Below are 15,106 nucleotides of genomic sequence, written 5' to 3' on the forward strand. Positions count from 1 at the left end.
AGTGATTTTGGATGCCCTATACACGAAGTCAACCGAGCAATAAACTGACCCAAGGACGACAAACAGGGAAGCGCCGGACTATGAACATATATTTCTCAGACTACTTCTCCATATCACCAGAGGTAATGAAGGAGTATGGCGCATTTAACATTTCACTAATCAACGATTTACCAGTGTTTATAGACCCATTCCTGTTGTTTAACAGCGAAAAACCAAAATATCGAGATCTTCATCAAAAGATAATTGATTATCTCAAGTTCCTTAGAGAAATGTCAGGCAAGGGCGCAATATCTAGCGGTCTGATAAATCAATGGTTTGTATTCAAGGAAGTCAAACAGAACTGGCTCGGCTACAGCAAAGTGGGAAATAACGGATCAGGACTAGGCGCAGGCTTCGCATCGGCACTCAATGAAAATTTGACCGGAATTTTTCACAATTTCGGCGACGAGCAGATAACTAAAGGCAGCCACCTAGAGAAACTCTGCTTAATTAAAGATGGAGTAGGAAAAGACAGCATTAGCGACTTCACAACCAGCCTGATAAAAGGCTTCCTTTGCGAATATACTCAAGAATTTGCCAAAGCGCACCTCAAAAAGAGCCAAACAAAGAAAGTAAACGTCCCCCACACGGAATTCAATTACACCCTACGAAGGTGGATGCCGAGATGGTTTGATCTTCCTTTCATTGACGGCGACTTTGTACTTCTAACACCAAGAGATATCCTCACAAAGGATGATTCGTGGATAAATAAGAACGACATTATTGGAGATTTCGATGACATCGTCCTCGCGATTCCAAACGAGCAGCTTCGCGCCCAGATTAACGAGTATTTCATTCGACAGCTCCCAGAAAACCCCAGACAGCGTGAAGTCAACAAAGCAGTTGCCCGAACCCTCAGGGAGTTTCCACGCCTGATCGACCAGTACATCCGGCTCAAAGAAGATCATGGAGATAAGGCAACAGCTATAAGCGACGCAAAACTGAGGGAGGTTGAGTCGCTTTTCGTATCCAAAGTCTCGGATTTGGTAGCCGAACTTAGAGAAGGCGGTGAATTCTACAAGGAAGTTGGAGACACGTTTGAAGAAGCTTCGAGGCGGGTTGCCTTCCTGAAGCAAGTCATCGAGAACAACGATGGATATAGATTTTTCTACGTCAAGGGGCAACCTGTTAAGCGTGAATCGGACCTCCAGCTCATATTTAGATTGACTTGGTACGCATCTGATGATGACGTCAACTCTGAGGTAAACAACGGCCGAGGACCGGTCGACTACAAGATTTCGAGAGGATCCAAAGATTCCACACTGGTCGAATTTAAGCTCGCCAGCAACTCCAAGCTACGACAAAACCTGGCAAATCAGGTAAAGGTGTATGAAGCTGCGAATCAAACAAAGAAGTCAGTTAAAGCAATCCTTTATTTTTCGCACTCAGAGTACGAGTTGGTGAGGAAAGTGATGCGTGACCTAGGGCTTAAAGAAGGCCCAGATTTCTTTCTGATAGATGCACAGCGCGACAATAAGCCTTCAGCTTCAAATGTAAAGTAACGCCAAAACACAGGTCAGAGTCGACTTTCGAGTGCCTGCTTCGGCCGGAAGGCAACATCTACGGCGAATTCTGCTCCGCCTGCTCCAGAAACAAACTCTGTAGATCTCCCGCCAGATCCCGCCCGTCGCTTATCAGACGAAACTGGCACTCCTCGCCGCCGAGCGGGCAACTGCCGTCGATCACCCCGAGCACGTTGGCGGTGGCATCGATGGTCACCTGGCGGGTCAGCTCCAGAAGCACCTCCCGCTGATCGGCGGACAGATCGCGGAAGACGCTCAGCACGCGTCGCCAGTACGGATCGGAGGCCCGATCGATGTCGGTGTTCAGCAGCAGGTCGCGGTAGATGGCGTGATTTTCCTCCACGACGGCCGCGTTGAGTTGCGCTACGAAGTCGCGGGGTGTCATGAAGCCTCCAGAGTTCCGTCGCCGCTCGTCCCCGGACCGGGGGCAGGCCCCGTTATCCCACATCTGCCTCGGGTTTAGGCCGGCGCCGGGGCGCCCTGGCGAACCGGCAGTCAGTGCGCGCGCACTGCGAAGCACCGGAGCCTGACTCAATCTTCCCTGCTTCGACTCAGCGTTTGCGTCGCAAGGGGGCGCACCCGGGGCTGAGCCCGCACCGTGTTCGGCGCGGCGCCATCCACAACAAGCCCGCGGCCCGGCCCAGAGCCAGGCACACCTTCACGCCCCCACTCCCTCCAGCATCTCCACCGCCTCGGCGAAGCGCAGCTCGTCGATGTGCTGGTGCAGGCGCACCAGGGGTTCTTCGCCCAGGCGCACGGCCAGCGGGGGGAGTAGGGCCTGGAAGGCAGCGATGGCGCCGAGGTCGAAGTTGCGCAGCTGGCGCAGCAGGGCACCCAGTGCGGCGGGGTCGAGTGGGGGCTGGTCGGCACCCGGGACAGATGGCGAGAGCGCAAGCGGCGGGGCGTTGCCGAGCATGCGGCGAGCGGAGCGCTGCAGGGTGCGGAACTGCTCGCGCAGCGCGGCCATCGCGCGCGTGAGGCCCAACGCGTGGCCGCGCTCGAAGCTGGCTTCCACCTCCCCCGCCAGTCGTTCGAGGCCGCGTGCGCCCAGTGCGCCCGCGCAGCCCTTGAAGGCGTGCAGGCGCGGCGCCCACGTCGTGGCGTGTTCCGGCGTGACGGCGGCGGCGTGGGCGATGTCATCGAAGTCGTCCACCAGCCGGCGCAGCAGCGAGCGGAACAGCGCGACATCACCGCCAAGGCGCTGGCTGACGTCCGCGGCGTCGATACCGACCACCGGCGGCCACGCCGGCGCGCTGCCGGCCTGTGGCGCCGGCGCTGACAAGGCGGCGTCCGCGCGCTGCACCAGGTGCGGCGCGTGCCGGTAGATGCATTGCACCAGCGCGCGTGGATCGAACGGCTTGATCAGCATGTCGTTCATGCCGGCGGCCAGCGCGCGCTGGTGCTCGCCGGAGGAAATGCCGGCGGTGAGCGCGATCACCGGCAGCGCAGTGAGGCCGAGCCCGCTGCGAATACGGCGGGTGGCGTCGTGGCCGTCGACCACCGGCATCTGCACATCCATCAGCACCACGTCGAAGGCGTGCGGCGACTCCAGCAGCAGGTCGACGGCCTCCTGTCCGTTGCTGGCAATCACGACGTGGGCACCCTCCAGCTCCAGGATGCGCTGCGCCACCTCGAGGTTGATCGGGCTGTCGTCGACCACCAGCACGCGGGCACTGGCCAGCCGCGCGCCCTCATGGGCGGGACCGATCTCGTCGACACCAGCCTGCAGCGGCTGCGCGCAGGGCAGCAGCTCCAGCGTGACCGTGAATTCGCTGCCCTCGCCCGGCGTGCTGCGCACGTCGACCTCGCCACCCATCAGGCCGACAAGCTGCTTGACGATGGACAGGCCCAGCCCGGTGCCGCCGAAACGGCGGGTGGTGGAGGTGTCGGCCTGCACGAACGGGTTGAACAGCCGCGCGAGGTTTTCCGGCGCCACGCCCACGCCGGTATCGCGCACGCTGAAATGCAGGCGCACGCGGCCCTCCGGCGTGGTGCAGTGGCGCACGCCCAGATGGACGGCACCGTGCGCGGTGAACTTGACCGCGTTGCTGAGCAGGTTGGTGAGCACCTGCCGCAGCCGCGTGGCGTCGCCCTCGAGCACCGCGGGCAGGTCGTCCGGCGCGTCCAGCACGAAGGCGATGCCCTTGGCGTCGGTTTGCACGCGGGTGAGCGCGGTGAGCTCGGACAGCAGCGTGCCGGTGGAGAACGGCGAGCGCTCCAGGTGCATCTCGGCCGCCTCGATCTTGGAGAGGTCGAGCACGTCGTTGATGATCGCCAGCAGCGACTTGCCGGCCAGCTTGATCTTGGCCACGGTGTCCGCCTGCTGTGCATCCAGCGGCGAGCGCTCCAGCAGGTAGGACAGGCCGATCACCGCGTTCATCGGCGTGCGGATCTCGTGGCTCATGTTGGCCAGGAACTGGCTCTTGGCCTGGTTGGCGGCCTCGGCGCGTGCGGTGGCTTCGCGCAGCCGGCGGTCGGCTTCGCGCTGGGCAGAGACGTCCTGCATGATGGTGAGGCTGGTGGCGGGGCGGCCGTCGCCGGGGCGGTCGACCACGCCGGAGAGCAGCACGTCGAGCACGCGGTGGTCGCGCGTGCGCACCTGGTACTCCACGTCGCTGACGCGGCCCTCGGCGAACAACCGCGGCAGCACCTCGCGCAGCGCGCGCTCGCGCGACTCGGGCATCAGCAGGTCCGGTGCCAGCTTGCCGATGACCTCGCTGCGCTCGTAGCCGAGCTTGGCCAGCCACTGGTCGCTGACGGCGATGATGCGGCCTTCCCGGTCCACCGAGTGCAGCATGGCCGGCGTCGACTCGTACATGCGACGGGCCCGCGCTTCACTCTGTTTGAGCTGGCGCGCGGCTTCCACCCGGGCGGAGATATCGCGCACGAACTTGGTCACGCCCACCAGCTGCCCGTGCGCGTCCAGCTCCGGCACGGCGGTGATGGAGACATGCATGAGGTGGCCGTCGCGGTGCAGGCGCAGCGTCTCGAAGGTGAGCGCGGATTTGTCACCGGGCCGGGCCAGCAGGGCGGCGGTTTCGTCCTCCTGGTCGGGTGGGCGCAGGGCGCTGAGGTCGTGGCCCAGCATCTGCGCCTCGGTGTAGCCGTAGAGCGCCGTCGCGGCGGGATTCCAGCGCAGCACGCGGCCCTGTGCATCGGTGCCGATGATGGCGTCGGCGCTGTGCGTTTCCACCAGCAGGGCGCGCGCGCCTTCGGACAGCGCGGCGGCGAGTTCGCGGCGGGTGCGACGTGTTTCCAGCGCACGCGAGGCCACCAGCCCGAGCGAACGGAGCACGGCGCGCTGGTTGTCGTCGAGCCGGCGCGGCTGGCGATCGATCACGCACAGCGTGCCCACGCGCTCGCCGGCCGCAAGGGTCAGCGGCACGCCGGCGTAGAAGCGGATGTTCGGTTCGCCGGTGACCAGCGGGTTGTCGGCAAAGCGGTCGTCGTCGAGGGTTTCGGGCACTTCGAACAGCGCGTCGCCCAGCACCGCATGGGCGCAGAACGCCATGTCGCGCGGCGTCTCACTGACGCCGGGCAGGCCCACGCTGGCCTTGAACCACTGCCGGTGCTCGTCGATCAGCGAGATCAGCGAGATCGGCGTGCCGCACACCAGCGAAGCGGCCTGCACCAGCGCATCCAGCTCGGCGTCGGCCGCGCTGTCGAGCACGTCGAGCTGGCGCAGCGCGGCAATCGCTGCCGACTCATTGGCGCGCGGTGCCGCGGCCTTCACCGGCGTGCCCCGGCGCGTGCACCGTCACCGGCGCGCACGCGCGCCGGGCTCGACGGTTGCCGCGGACACGGCTGCTTGTTCCACCCACCCATCTGGCGCTCCGACATACGCGAGGTCGGCGCGTCGGCAGATCCCGGCGCACGCGGCCTTCAGGCAAACCAGCGGGCGAAGACACACTGAACCGACGACCGGGCCGCCCGCGCCTCCCGCCTGCAGGGGTTATCGGCTGCGGCGCAGAACCATTGAATGCCGGCCGGACGGCGCCGGCCGACTCTGTTTGCGGGGGTCGACGCCGCCGCCGGGGCCGCCGGAGCGTGGCGGCGGGTCGTGCGGCGCGCCGCTTCGGATCGCCGCGCTCGAGGCGAGGGTCGGCAGATGAGCCGGATACGCCGGGCTTCCCTCCTCGCTTCCGCCGGCGGCGGGAGCGCCTGTCGCCCCCGCCACCGGTCGCCGATCAACTGCGGCGGGGCGTGCGTGCCAGCAGATGGCGCAGGCCAGCCAGCGCAGCCCGGGTCGCGCGGTGAATCACCAGTGCGATCAGCGCCAAGACCGAGCCGACCACGCTCGGCAACACGCCACCAAAGGTGTACGCCATGCCGAGGATGAAACCCAACAGGTACTCGGCGCGATGGATCGGCACGAAAACGGCGATCACGAACAGGGCCTCGAACAACGCGCCGGTCACCGACTCCCTGCCGAGCGTGAAAAACACCGCCAGCAACACGCCGTAGCAAAGTCCTCCGGCCAAACCGATCAGCGCAGGCCGCCCTGCCGTTGCGCCTTGCGATGCCACGCGTCGCTGCACACGACCGAGCAGCAGCCAGCCCATGCATGGCAGCACCAGCGCGCCCCAGCCGTTGGAGATGGCCGGCATGTCCGCGCGGCCTAGAAAATGATGGCTGGCAACGCCGCCATGCGTGTATTGCCAACCAAGGAAGGCCCACTCGGCCAGCGCAACGCACGCCGTAATGGCGATGCGTACCCGCGAAAGCTGCCGCTCGTCCATGGCTCACCCCTTTGCCTGAAAAGATCGCCACGGCAGCGCCGCCCGCCGACGGCACCATGCGCCCCGACGCATCATCATTGGCACGGATGTCCTCACCCAGTGCCGTTCGTAATCGGCGATCGGCACGCGTCGCTGGAGGGCGCTGGCGTCATGGTGGGTCCATGACGCGCGATCTTCGAACTGCTTCAGGCAGACAGCGTGGTCTCGATCCAGTCCCGCGCAAACCCCTCCAGGCTTTTCCGCGCCGGCACGCTGACCCCGCACACGCGCACCCACGCATCTGCCGCGACGATGAACGCCTGCCGCGCCTGATTCGTCGCCTGTCGCGCCGTCGCCTGCTGCTGGCGCAGACGCACCAAGTGCGGCGATGGCGGCCCCGGCCGCACGAACTTCTGGTCGCGCCGCAGCGCATCGGCCACCTGAGTCGTGCTTACCGCCGCGCGATGCACCGCCTCGCTCGCTTTCAGCAGCGCGTGCAGTGCCTCGCGCTTGGGCGGCGTGTCGACGAGCTCTGCCGGCAGGTCCGCGAAGTCGCCGGCATCGAGCCGGGCCAGCGCGGCGGTGTGGGGAAAGATGGCGGGAGTGGTCATGGCCGCTTGTTGGCGAGGGGAGCGCGCAGCGTGGCGCATGGACGCCCGGCCCGCCACAGAAAAGCGTGCCGGATAGCCCCGGCACGACTCACGGGCCGACGCGTTGCCCCGTCGAATGCGGCTGCGCCGGCCGCGCTCAGCCGTCGCAGCCGGCGCGCTCCACCGACCAGATCACGTTCTGGATCTTCCACTTTCCGAGTTCGCGCACGAGGTCGAATTGCTGGTTGCCGCAGTGAACGACCTTGCCATCGATGGCAAAGCGGTAGCGCCCCCACACCACGGCGATGTCGCCGTGCACCTGCACCTGCGGGGCCAGCATGCGCTCGACATAACGCTCCGGACCCGGCGTCGCGTCGGCGTAGGCGGACAGAGCTGCATTACGTACCACCACATGTCTACCTGGCTGATGGAGCAGCACCGTGGCAGTGCCACCGGGCCGAAGATGACGGAGCGTGCCGGGCTGGTCGCGCGCCGAGACCGCGGCCAGCGTCGCGTCAACTTCGGCCAGCACCGCCCGCTACTCCGCTGTACGTGATGGCACTGCGGCTGCGGCCGCACCGGCCACATGCGACATCGCGAGGAGCATGAGCGTGGAAACAAACCGATAGCGCATAGCCATGCCGGTCTCCGATATGCGACGCCAGAGTCGCCTGGCACGGCCATTGTGCCGGTGCCCGATATAGCCATGCCGGCTCCGGTGGCAGGGCGTCAACCTGCCACCGTGCACCAGCGCAGCAAGCGGCCCCGGCGCCCTTCCCGTCCGACTGCCCTCCTGCGGCGAACCCGGCTCAGAAGCCCGGCGGACGCTCCCCGGCCACCGCCACCTTCGCCTCCAGCGCGCGGCCCACCCGGCCCAGCGTGCCCTCCTCGAACAGGCGACCGACCAGCGTGACGCCATAAGGCACGCGCTGCGCCGTGGCCAGCATGGGGCGCGGATGCTCCGGATCCGGCGCCCAGTCGCTGCGCACCTGGTTCACTTCCACGAAGCCGGTGCGCAGGGTGAGCGACGGCTGGCCGGTCATGTTGGAGATCACCATCATCTCGTCGCGCAGGGATGGCACCAGCAGCAGGTCGACTTCGCCCATGACGCGCGCCATCTCCTGTGCCACCTTGCGGCGCAGGCGATCGGCCTGCACGAAGTCCACCGCCGAGAGGAAGCGCGATTCGCGGAACAGGTTGGGCCAGGAGTCGGCGGTCTGCTCGCTGAGCAGGTCGGCGCGGCCGGAGAGCGTGAGCTCCTCGAACGCGGCGCCGGCTTCGGCGAACAGCAGCAGGTTGAGGTCGTCGTAGGGCCAGTTGGGCAGCGACACTTCGGTGGGCACCAGGCCGAGCGAACGCAGCCGGTCGAGCGCGGCGCGGTCGAGATCCGTGGCCGGGGCTTCGGTCATCCAGCCGGGGAAGTAGCCGACCTTGAGGCCCTTGATCGACGCGGCGGCGTCGTAGTCCAGGTGCGCAGCGACGCTGGCGCTGTCGCCCGGATCGGTGCCGCGGATGGTGTTGAGCACCAGCAGGGTGTCTTCGACGGTGCGGGCGATGGGGCCGAGCTTGTCCATCGTCCAGCACAACGTCATTGCGCCGGTGCGCGGCACGCGGCCGTAGGTGGGGCGCAGGCCGGTGGTGCCGCAGCGCATGCACGGGCTGATGATGCTGCCCTGGGTTTCGCTGCCGATGGCGAACGCCACCAGGCCCGCTGCCGTGGCCGAGGCCGGGCCTGCGCTGGAGCCGGAGGAGCCTTCCTGCGGCAGCCACGGGTTCATGGTCTGGCCGCCGAACCAGATGTCGTTGAGCGCCAGCGCGCCCAGGCTGAGCTTGGCCACCAGCACGGCGCCCGCTTCGTTGAGCTTGCGGGTGACGGCGCCGTCGTCCTTGGGCACGCGATCCCTGAACGGCTCGGCGCCGTAGGTGGTGGCGATGCCGGCGGTATCGAGCAGATCCTTCGCACCCCACGGCATGCCGTGCAGCGGGCCGCGGTAGTGGCCGGCGGCGATCTCCTTGTCGGCCTGCGCAGCCTGCTTCAGCGCGTGCTCCTCGCACAGGGTGATGACGCAGCGCAGCTGCGGATCGAAACGCTTGAGGCGGTCGAGGTAGATCCTGGTCAAGCGCGTGGAGGTGAGCTTGCGCGCGCGAATCCATTCGCCGAGCTGGGCGACGGAGGCGAAGGCGATGTCCTCGTCCTTCGCCGGCAGCGGGGTGGCGGCGACCTTGGACGGCACGAAGCGATCGCGCGCGGGGCCAACCTGCGTCCGCCCCATGGCGGGGAACCAAGTCGTTGCCGGGGCCAGCCCGTCTTCCAGCGCCACCTTGCGCGGGCCGGTGCGGCGCTCCAGCAGGGCGGCCATGGAGGTGGGCCAGTTGGATACGGCCATGGCGCGCTGCGCCTCGGTCATCGTCACCTGCTGCAGCTTCTCCGCCTCGGCGAAGGTGGCGGTGGTGAGCTTCGGCCCCACCGGCGGCGCGGTGTTGAACGCGCCGGGCGAGCCGGGCGGCGGCGTGGTGGGCGCGGGGTTCTCGCCGGTCTGCGCCAGCGCGCCACCGGCCACCACGGCACCCAGCAAGCCGAGCGGCGCCTGGGTAAGGAAATCGCGACGAGTCTTCATGGTTCTCCCCGATGCGCCCCCGAAGGAGCGCGTTGCTGACGATGCTGGTGCCGGCGCCGCGTGGCGCTCAGGCGGCTTCCGGGCGGGCCGGAACGGCTGCTCACTGTGGACGAGCGCCGGGGCGCGCACAACTGGACTTAGGTGAGGTGGAAAGGCGCAGCGCGCTGATGCCATGCGGGCCGTGCTTGCCCCGGGTTGGGGGCGCCGCAGGATCTCAGGGGGCGGACCTTCCCTGCCGGACGCGAAGGCGCGACATACCGAGGCCGCGCCCGATGAACCGCCACGCTCGACCTGGCCGGCCGCCGCCCTCGCCGTTGCGGCCCCGGCTCATGACCTCCTGAACACCTTGCCGCGACTGGCTTCCGGCGGCTTGCGACAGGCGCTGCGCTGCCGTTGCACCGGTGCGTCGGCTCCCGGCCGCGCTGCCATCGACGTGGCCGGCACGGCACGCCCCGCGACACGGGCCGCTGACGCCCTGGCATGATCGACCGGCGTCTCCGATACCGGGGCAACATCGCGCCACCGGCGTCAAGCCGCCGCCGGGGGCGCCGATAACGGCGGTGACGGCATCGGCTCGACCAGCGACCACACGCTTCTGGTGGTCACCGGCGACGTTCCAATCATCTGGGCTTGCGGGAGTCACAGCGTGTTCCATCCCTTGGACTGGCTCGGTCACCGGCTGGCGCGGTTCCTGGCCAAGCCGCGTGCGGTGGAAACGCACTTCAGCACCTCGGCGTTCAACCTGCTGATGGCGTCGCTGAAAAAGGGCGATGTGTTGCTGGTGGAAGGCAGCAGCCGCTTCAGTACCGCGATCAAATACCTGAGCCAGTCGAGCTGGTCGCATGCCGCGCTTTACGTGGGCGATGCGCTGATGGCGAGCCACCCGCGACTGGGGCCGCACGTGTTGATCGAGGCCGACGTCACCGATGGCGTGCGTGCCGTGGCGCTGCACAGCTACCAGGGTGCACACACCCGCATCTGCCGCCCGGTAGGCCTGAGCGGTCCCGAGGTCGATGCGGTGATTGCCCATGCGGCGCACCGGCTTGGCCAGCGCTACGACGTTCGCAACATCATCGACCTGATGCGCTACCTGATGCCCACGCCGCCGGTGCCGGGGCGCTGGCGCCGACGCATGCTGGCACTCGGTGGCGGCGAGCCCACGCAGGCGATCTGCTCGTCGCTTATCGCGGCCGCCTTCCAGAGCGTGCGCTACCCAATCCTGCCGTTCGTGGACCGCAGCTACCGCGCGCAGCGCGGCGCGCGCCAGGCGCGCCGGGAGATCCTGCGGATCCGGGATTCACGGCTCTATACCCCGCGTGACTTCGACATCTCGCCGTACTTTCGCATCGTCAAGCCGCTGCTGGAAAACGGCTTCAACCTGCACCAGATCCGCTGGGCCGAACCGGCGCTGGACGACAGCCACGAAGAGCGATCACCGGACCACGGCGCGGCGGCGCTGCCATCGGCATCCGCGGAGACGGCACCGGACAACTGAGGGCGATCGGCCGCGCGTGGCTCCGCATCGCCATGCGCTGCCGAGGCAGCCGATGTGGCGACCAGCCGGCCAGGGGGCGCGCCGGCCCGTCAACTCGCGGTTGCTGCGTGAGCGATGCCACCAGCCACTGCCGCCTGCTCGGGGTCCGGCATGGGACGGTCGGGGCGTGCAAGAGCGCCCCTGCCCGGCCGTCGCTTCGCCTGCTGCCGCGAATGCGTCGACAGCCACCCGGCTGCGCCGTCCGAGGCCTGGGCGTGCCGACGGAGACGACGCGCAGCGAAAGAAAAGCGTCTCGTGCGCGTGTCGGCGGACGGTTCACCCGGTTACAACCCATCGCTGCCGACACGCCGCAGGCGACCACTGCGGATAACCTGCCCGCAACGCGCTACAACGGCTTTTCGGGAAACGTCGATTTGTAGCAGCCCGGCTCGTCGTACCTGCAACCCAACCCAAGGAACGCCCATGAAATACCTCGGCCTCGCCTACTTCACCCCCGAGAAATTTGCCGCGCTGGCACCCGACGCCGTGAAAGCCATCGTGAGCCAGTGCCCGGCCATGGACGAGAAGATGCGCGCCACCGGCAAGGTGCGGGTGTCCGCCTCGCTGGGCGACCTGGAAAACTGGCGCACCCTGCGCCCGCGCGCCGGCAAGACGCAGATCACGGACGGGCCTTACATCGAGTCGAAGGAAGTGGTGGGCGGCTTGTTCATCATCGAGGCGGACAGCCACGACGAGGCCCTGCGCATCGCCGCCATGCACCCTGCGGCGCAGATCGGTGAGGAAGGCGACTGGGCGGTGGAGTTGATTCCGATCGACTTCTATCTGGAGCCGTGAGGGCTCGGGTGCTGGAGAAACTGCGCAGGTCGCATCGAGCTCCCACGCGCCAACGGCGCTGAGGGCTATGCGTTGGCGACGCAGCCCGCCTCCTGTGACAGGCTCCCCAGTGACCCGGCCCGCGCGCGTTCGGCCACGGGAAGGTGCGGGTGGATGAGCGCTCCTGCATACTCGCCGCCAACATTTGGGGCCGGTCTGCACGTGCGGAAACGTGATCTTCCAGCCCCTCGCCCATCAGGACTAGGCCCATGGACAGAGGCTCGCGGGACGCTGGCGCACCAGCGGAGTACACCACGACGGAGATCCTTGATCTGACGGTCGAGGCAAATCTCGTCACGGCGCCGGGTGCTGGCATCAACACCTACGAGCTCAGGAACGAGCTTTTGCAGCAACGACGGCTGGCGCGCGTGCGCTACAAGAACGGTGTCACCTTGCCGGCATCGGCAAAGAAACTCCGCGCCGACGCGAACCGCAAAGCAAGACATTCCCGGACGCTGGCGCGCAACGTCTCCAAGGCAACCGGCACCACCAAGCACGCCCAGGCCGATGCGCATCACATCGTTGCAGCCGCGGACAAGCGCGCGGCCCGGTCGAGAAGCCTGCTCTTCCGCTGGGGCATCGGCATCAACGATGCGGACAACGGCGTCTTCCTGCCCAAGAACTGGTCATTTGCGCCGCCCGGGCTTGAAGAAGCAACCGCCCATGAGGTCATCCACACGACCGCGTACCACTTGGCAGTGACCGCGCGACTTGCTCTGACAAAACCATCCAACCAGACCAACGGAAGGTTGGCATTGCAGGACATCCGTTACGACATCCTCCATGACGACTTCGAGTACTGAGCTGATGGACGCAACGGTCTGGGAACTCAAGAGCGGCTCGGTCAACGACTACGCTCCGCTGGTCTTCGCCAGCGAAGAGGACGTGGAATCGGGCATGTTCGATACCGCGGGCGCCCCCCTCGCCTGGGCGAAGAGGCCCCAGCTTGAGGTGTTCGTCGAATCGGGAAAGAAAAAGCCGAAGCCGCTGGCCGATGTCAGCGCACTGACTCCCGGCGCGCTCGCGATGAACGATCGGGCCAAGGCGGTGTTGGAACCTTTCCTCACCCGTTTCGGCCAGTTCCTCGCGATGGACTGCGCGGGGCACACGCGCTGGTTCTACAACGTGACCAACCTTATTGCCTGCATCGACCCGGAGCGGTCGACGCGGCGACCCAGCGGATCGATCTCAAAAGAAGCGTTCTTCGAGCACGCGGTGCCGGTCGATGCGAGCGTGTTCAAGGATCCACTGACGGCCGCAGCCTCTATTTACGTCAATGCGGCGGGCAAGGAAGCCTTGGAGCGGCTCCTGGCGAAAGCAGGCATCACTGGCCTCGCCTTCGCCGAGCCAGGACCACCGCCGAAGAGATCCCGTCCCCACGCATGACCGAGTCCTTATATTCAGGGCCGGTCGCTATCCGTACGCGCTGATGTGCTTTCCTCGGTGCCCTGGCTGCGAGCAATGTCCCGCACCGGCCGCACCCGGGTCAGCCGCGCATGCGCTTCATTCCTGCCGCTTAATCGGCGTGCAGCGGACCGAATCAGCTTCTCCCAGCGGGAAAGCGCTGCGTAATTCGCGTAGACGACGCGCTGCTCTGTCTCGGAGCAATCGTGCTCAGGTGCGTTGCACAGGCACCAACGGAAAGCGGTCTGAACTCTGCGAACCCAGCGGAGCGGCCGCCGGCAAGTCCGCGGCGCACACGCCATCACTCGTCCACCGGGGGCGTCGGCGCCGCTCGATCAGGCGTCCAGCAGCTGCCCCACCTTCGCGTCCTTCTCCGCCCACAGCGCGTTGACCCACGCCTGGAAACGCTCGCGGAAGGCAGGGTCGTTTTCGTAGTCGCCGCGCAGAGCCGGATCGATAATGCGCTGGCGGATGTGCACGCGAATGTCGCGGACGCGGCCGGCGATCAGATCCATCATCGAGCCGGCGCCCTGGGCGTAGACGATGGTGACGTCGACGATGGCGTGCAGGCCCTCACCCATCGCGTCCAGCACAAAGGCGACGCCGCCGGCCTTGGGGCGCAGCAGGTGCGTGTAGGGCGAGCCCTGGGCGTCGTGCTTGGCGCGGGTGAAGCGCGTGCCCTCGACGAAGTTCATCACCGACACCGGCATGTGGCGGAATTTCTCGCAGGCCTTGCGGGTGGTCTCGCGATCCTTGCCGGCCAGCTCGGGATGCTTCGCCAGCTCCTCGCGCGAGTGGCGCTTCATGAAGGGGAAATCCAGCGCCCACCAGGCCGGCCCCAGCAGCGGCACCCAGATCAGCTGGCTCTTGAGGAAGAAGCGCAGGAAAGGGATGCGCCGGTTGAACACCTTCTGCAGCACCGGGATATCGACCCAGCTCTGATGGTTGCACAGCACCAGGTAGTTGCCGTCGCGCGTGAGACCCTCCAGCCCATCGATGCGCCAGCGGGTGCGGGTGAAGACATCGAACAGCGCGCTGTTGACGGCGATCCAGCTCTCGGCGATGGCGACCAGCGCGCGCGACAGCGCCACGCGTAACGCATGAATCGGAAGCACCACCTTGAGCAGCGCCAGCGCGAACAGCGGCAGCACGTGCACGATCGTGTTGACGAGCAGCAGGAGGATGGCGAGGGGGATACGCAGGAACGCGGGCAGTGAGGCGAGCATGGGGGCACCGTCTGGGGTAGAGGACAGCTTAGCGCGGCGCTGCGATTGTGGCCTGACGCTCGTCAGGTGCAGTCGGAATCGCCCGCGATCGGGTGCGGGGGCCAAACGGCGCTTGCGCAGGGAACGCGCTGCGTAACGGAACAATGGTGCCGGCGCGGTCGTGCAGGTGAAGGAAAGCGTCGCGGATCGGGCGTCGCGCGAGCGCCCGGTTCGCCTTGTCGTCATTCCCGCGGAAGCGGGAATCGAGATGCCCGTCCGCCTGAAGATCACCATGGATTCCCGCGTGCGCGGGAATGACGGTGAGGGATGTGGCAGCGCTCGGGCGTGGGTAGAGCGTCGCTTGGGACGGAGCCTGGGAACGCTCGGGCCTACCGTGGCGTCATTCCCGCGGAAGCGGGAATCCAATGGCCCTCGCCCTCGAGATCACCAAGGATTCCCGCGTGCGCGGGAATGCCGGTGAGGGCTGTGGCAGCGCTCGGGCGTGGGTAGAGCGTCGCTTGGGACAGAGCCCGGGAACGCTCGGGCCTACCGTGGCGTCATTCCCGCGGAAGCGGGAATCCAATGGCCCATCAGCCCCAAGATCACCATGGATTCCCGCGTTCGCGGGAATGACGGCGAGG

General features: G+C 66.5%; 12 protein-coding genes. 5 read left to right on the forward strand and 7 right to left on the reverse strand.

The features are described from left to right. Positions 1–80: 80 nt before the first annotated feature. On the forward strand, positions 81–1,541 hold the full coding sequence (locus VFG40_RS16325; RefSeq protein WP_324899459.1) for a DUF8370 family protein: 1,461 nt from the start codon (positions 81–83) through the stop codon (positions 1,539–1,541). 58 nt (positions 1,542–1,599) lie between these two features. Here VFG40_RS16325 and VFG40_RS16330 read toward each other — a convergent pair whose 3' ends face one another. From VFG40_RS16330 to VFG40_RS16355, 6 genes are all read right to left on the reverse strand, one after another. Then, entirely contained in the window at positions 1,600–1,947 is a 348-nt protein-coding gene (locus VFG40_RS16330; protein WP_324899461.1) for a hypothetical protein, read from the reverse strand. 273 nt (positions 1,948–2,220) lie between these two features. Next, positions 2,221–5,295, reverse strand: a complete 3,075-nt coding sequence (locus VFG40_RS16335; RefSeq protein WP_324899463.1) for a PAS domain S-box protein — start codon at positions 5,293–5,295, stop codon at positions 2,221–2,223. A gap of 454 nt (positions 5,296–5,749) precedes the next feature. Continuing rightward, positions 5,750–6,301, reverse strand: a complete 552-nt coding sequence (locus VFG40_RS16340; protein ID WP_324899465.1) for a hypothetical protein — start codon at positions 6,299–6,301, stop codon at positions 5,750–5,752. Positions 6,302–6,486: 185 nt separating this feature from the next. Next, positions 6,487–6,891, reverse strand: a complete 405-nt coding sequence (locus VFG40_RS16345; RefSeq protein WP_324899467.1) for a hypothetical protein — start codon at positions 6,889–6,891, stop codon at positions 6,487–6,489. 136 nt (positions 6,892–7,027) lie between these two features. Beyond that, positions 7,028–7,402, reverse strand: a complete 375-nt coding sequence (locus VFG40_RS16350) for a DUF4440 domain-containing protein (RefSeq protein ID WP_324899469.1) — start codon at positions 7,400–7,402, stop codon at positions 7,028–7,030. A gap of 277 nt (positions 7,403–7,679) precedes the next feature. Beyond that, positions 7,680–9,488, reverse strand: a complete 1,809-nt coding sequence (locus VFG40_RS16355) for an amidase (protein ID WP_324899471.1) — start codon at positions 9,486–9,488, stop codon at positions 7,680–7,682. Between the two features lie 646 nt (positions 9,489–10,134). Here VFG40_RS16355 and VFG40_RS16360 point away from each other — a divergent pair. The 4 genes from VFG40_RS16360 (at position 10,135) to VFG40_RS16375 (ending at position 13,242) form a co-directional block, all read left to right on the forward strand. Beyond that, entirely contained in the window at positions 10,135–10,983 is an 849-nt protein-coding gene (locus VFG40_RS16360) for a YiiX/YebB-like N1pC/P60 family cysteine hydrolase (RefSeq protein ID WP_324899473.1), read from the forward strand. 462 nt (positions 10,984–11,445) lie between these two features. Next, positions 11,446–11,817 (forward strand): YciI family protein, encoded by a 372-nt coding sequence (locus tag VFG40_RS16365; protein WP_324899475.1) that lies wholly within the window; start codon positions 11,446–11,448, stop codon positions 11,815–11,817. 248 nt (positions 11,818–12,065) lie between these two features. After that, positions 12,066–12,659: an AHH domain-containing protein gene (locus tag VFG40_RS16370; protein ID WP_324899477.1), complete on the forward strand. Its 594-nt coding sequence runs from the start codon at positions 12,066–12,068 to the stop codon at positions 12,657–12,659. Beyond that, a complete protein-coding gene (locus tag VFG40_RS16375; protein ID WP_324899479.1) occupies positions 12,640–13,242 on the forward strand; it encodes a hypothetical protein in 603 nt (200 codons plus the stop codon). Before VFG40_RS16370 ends, VFG40_RS16375 begins: the two co-directional genes overlap by 20 nt. Positions 13,243–13,595: 353 nt before the next feature. On the opposite strand, the gene yihG is transcribed toward VFG40_RS16375, so the two are convergent. Then, positions 13,596–14,486, reverse strand: coding sequence for a 1-acylglycerol-3-phosphate O-acyltransferase, YihG family (gene yihG / locus VFG40_RS16380; RefSeq protein ID WP_324899481.1), 891 nt, complete (start codon positions 14,484–14,486; stop codon positions 13,596–13,598). Positions 14,487–15,106: the final 620 nt, after the last annotated feature.

The sequence above is a fragment of the Dyella sp. genome (assembly GCF_035685805.1).
Taxonomy (GTDB): domain Bacteria; phylum Pseudomonadota; class Gammaproteobacteria; order Xanthomonadales; family Rhodanobacteraceae; genus Dyella_A.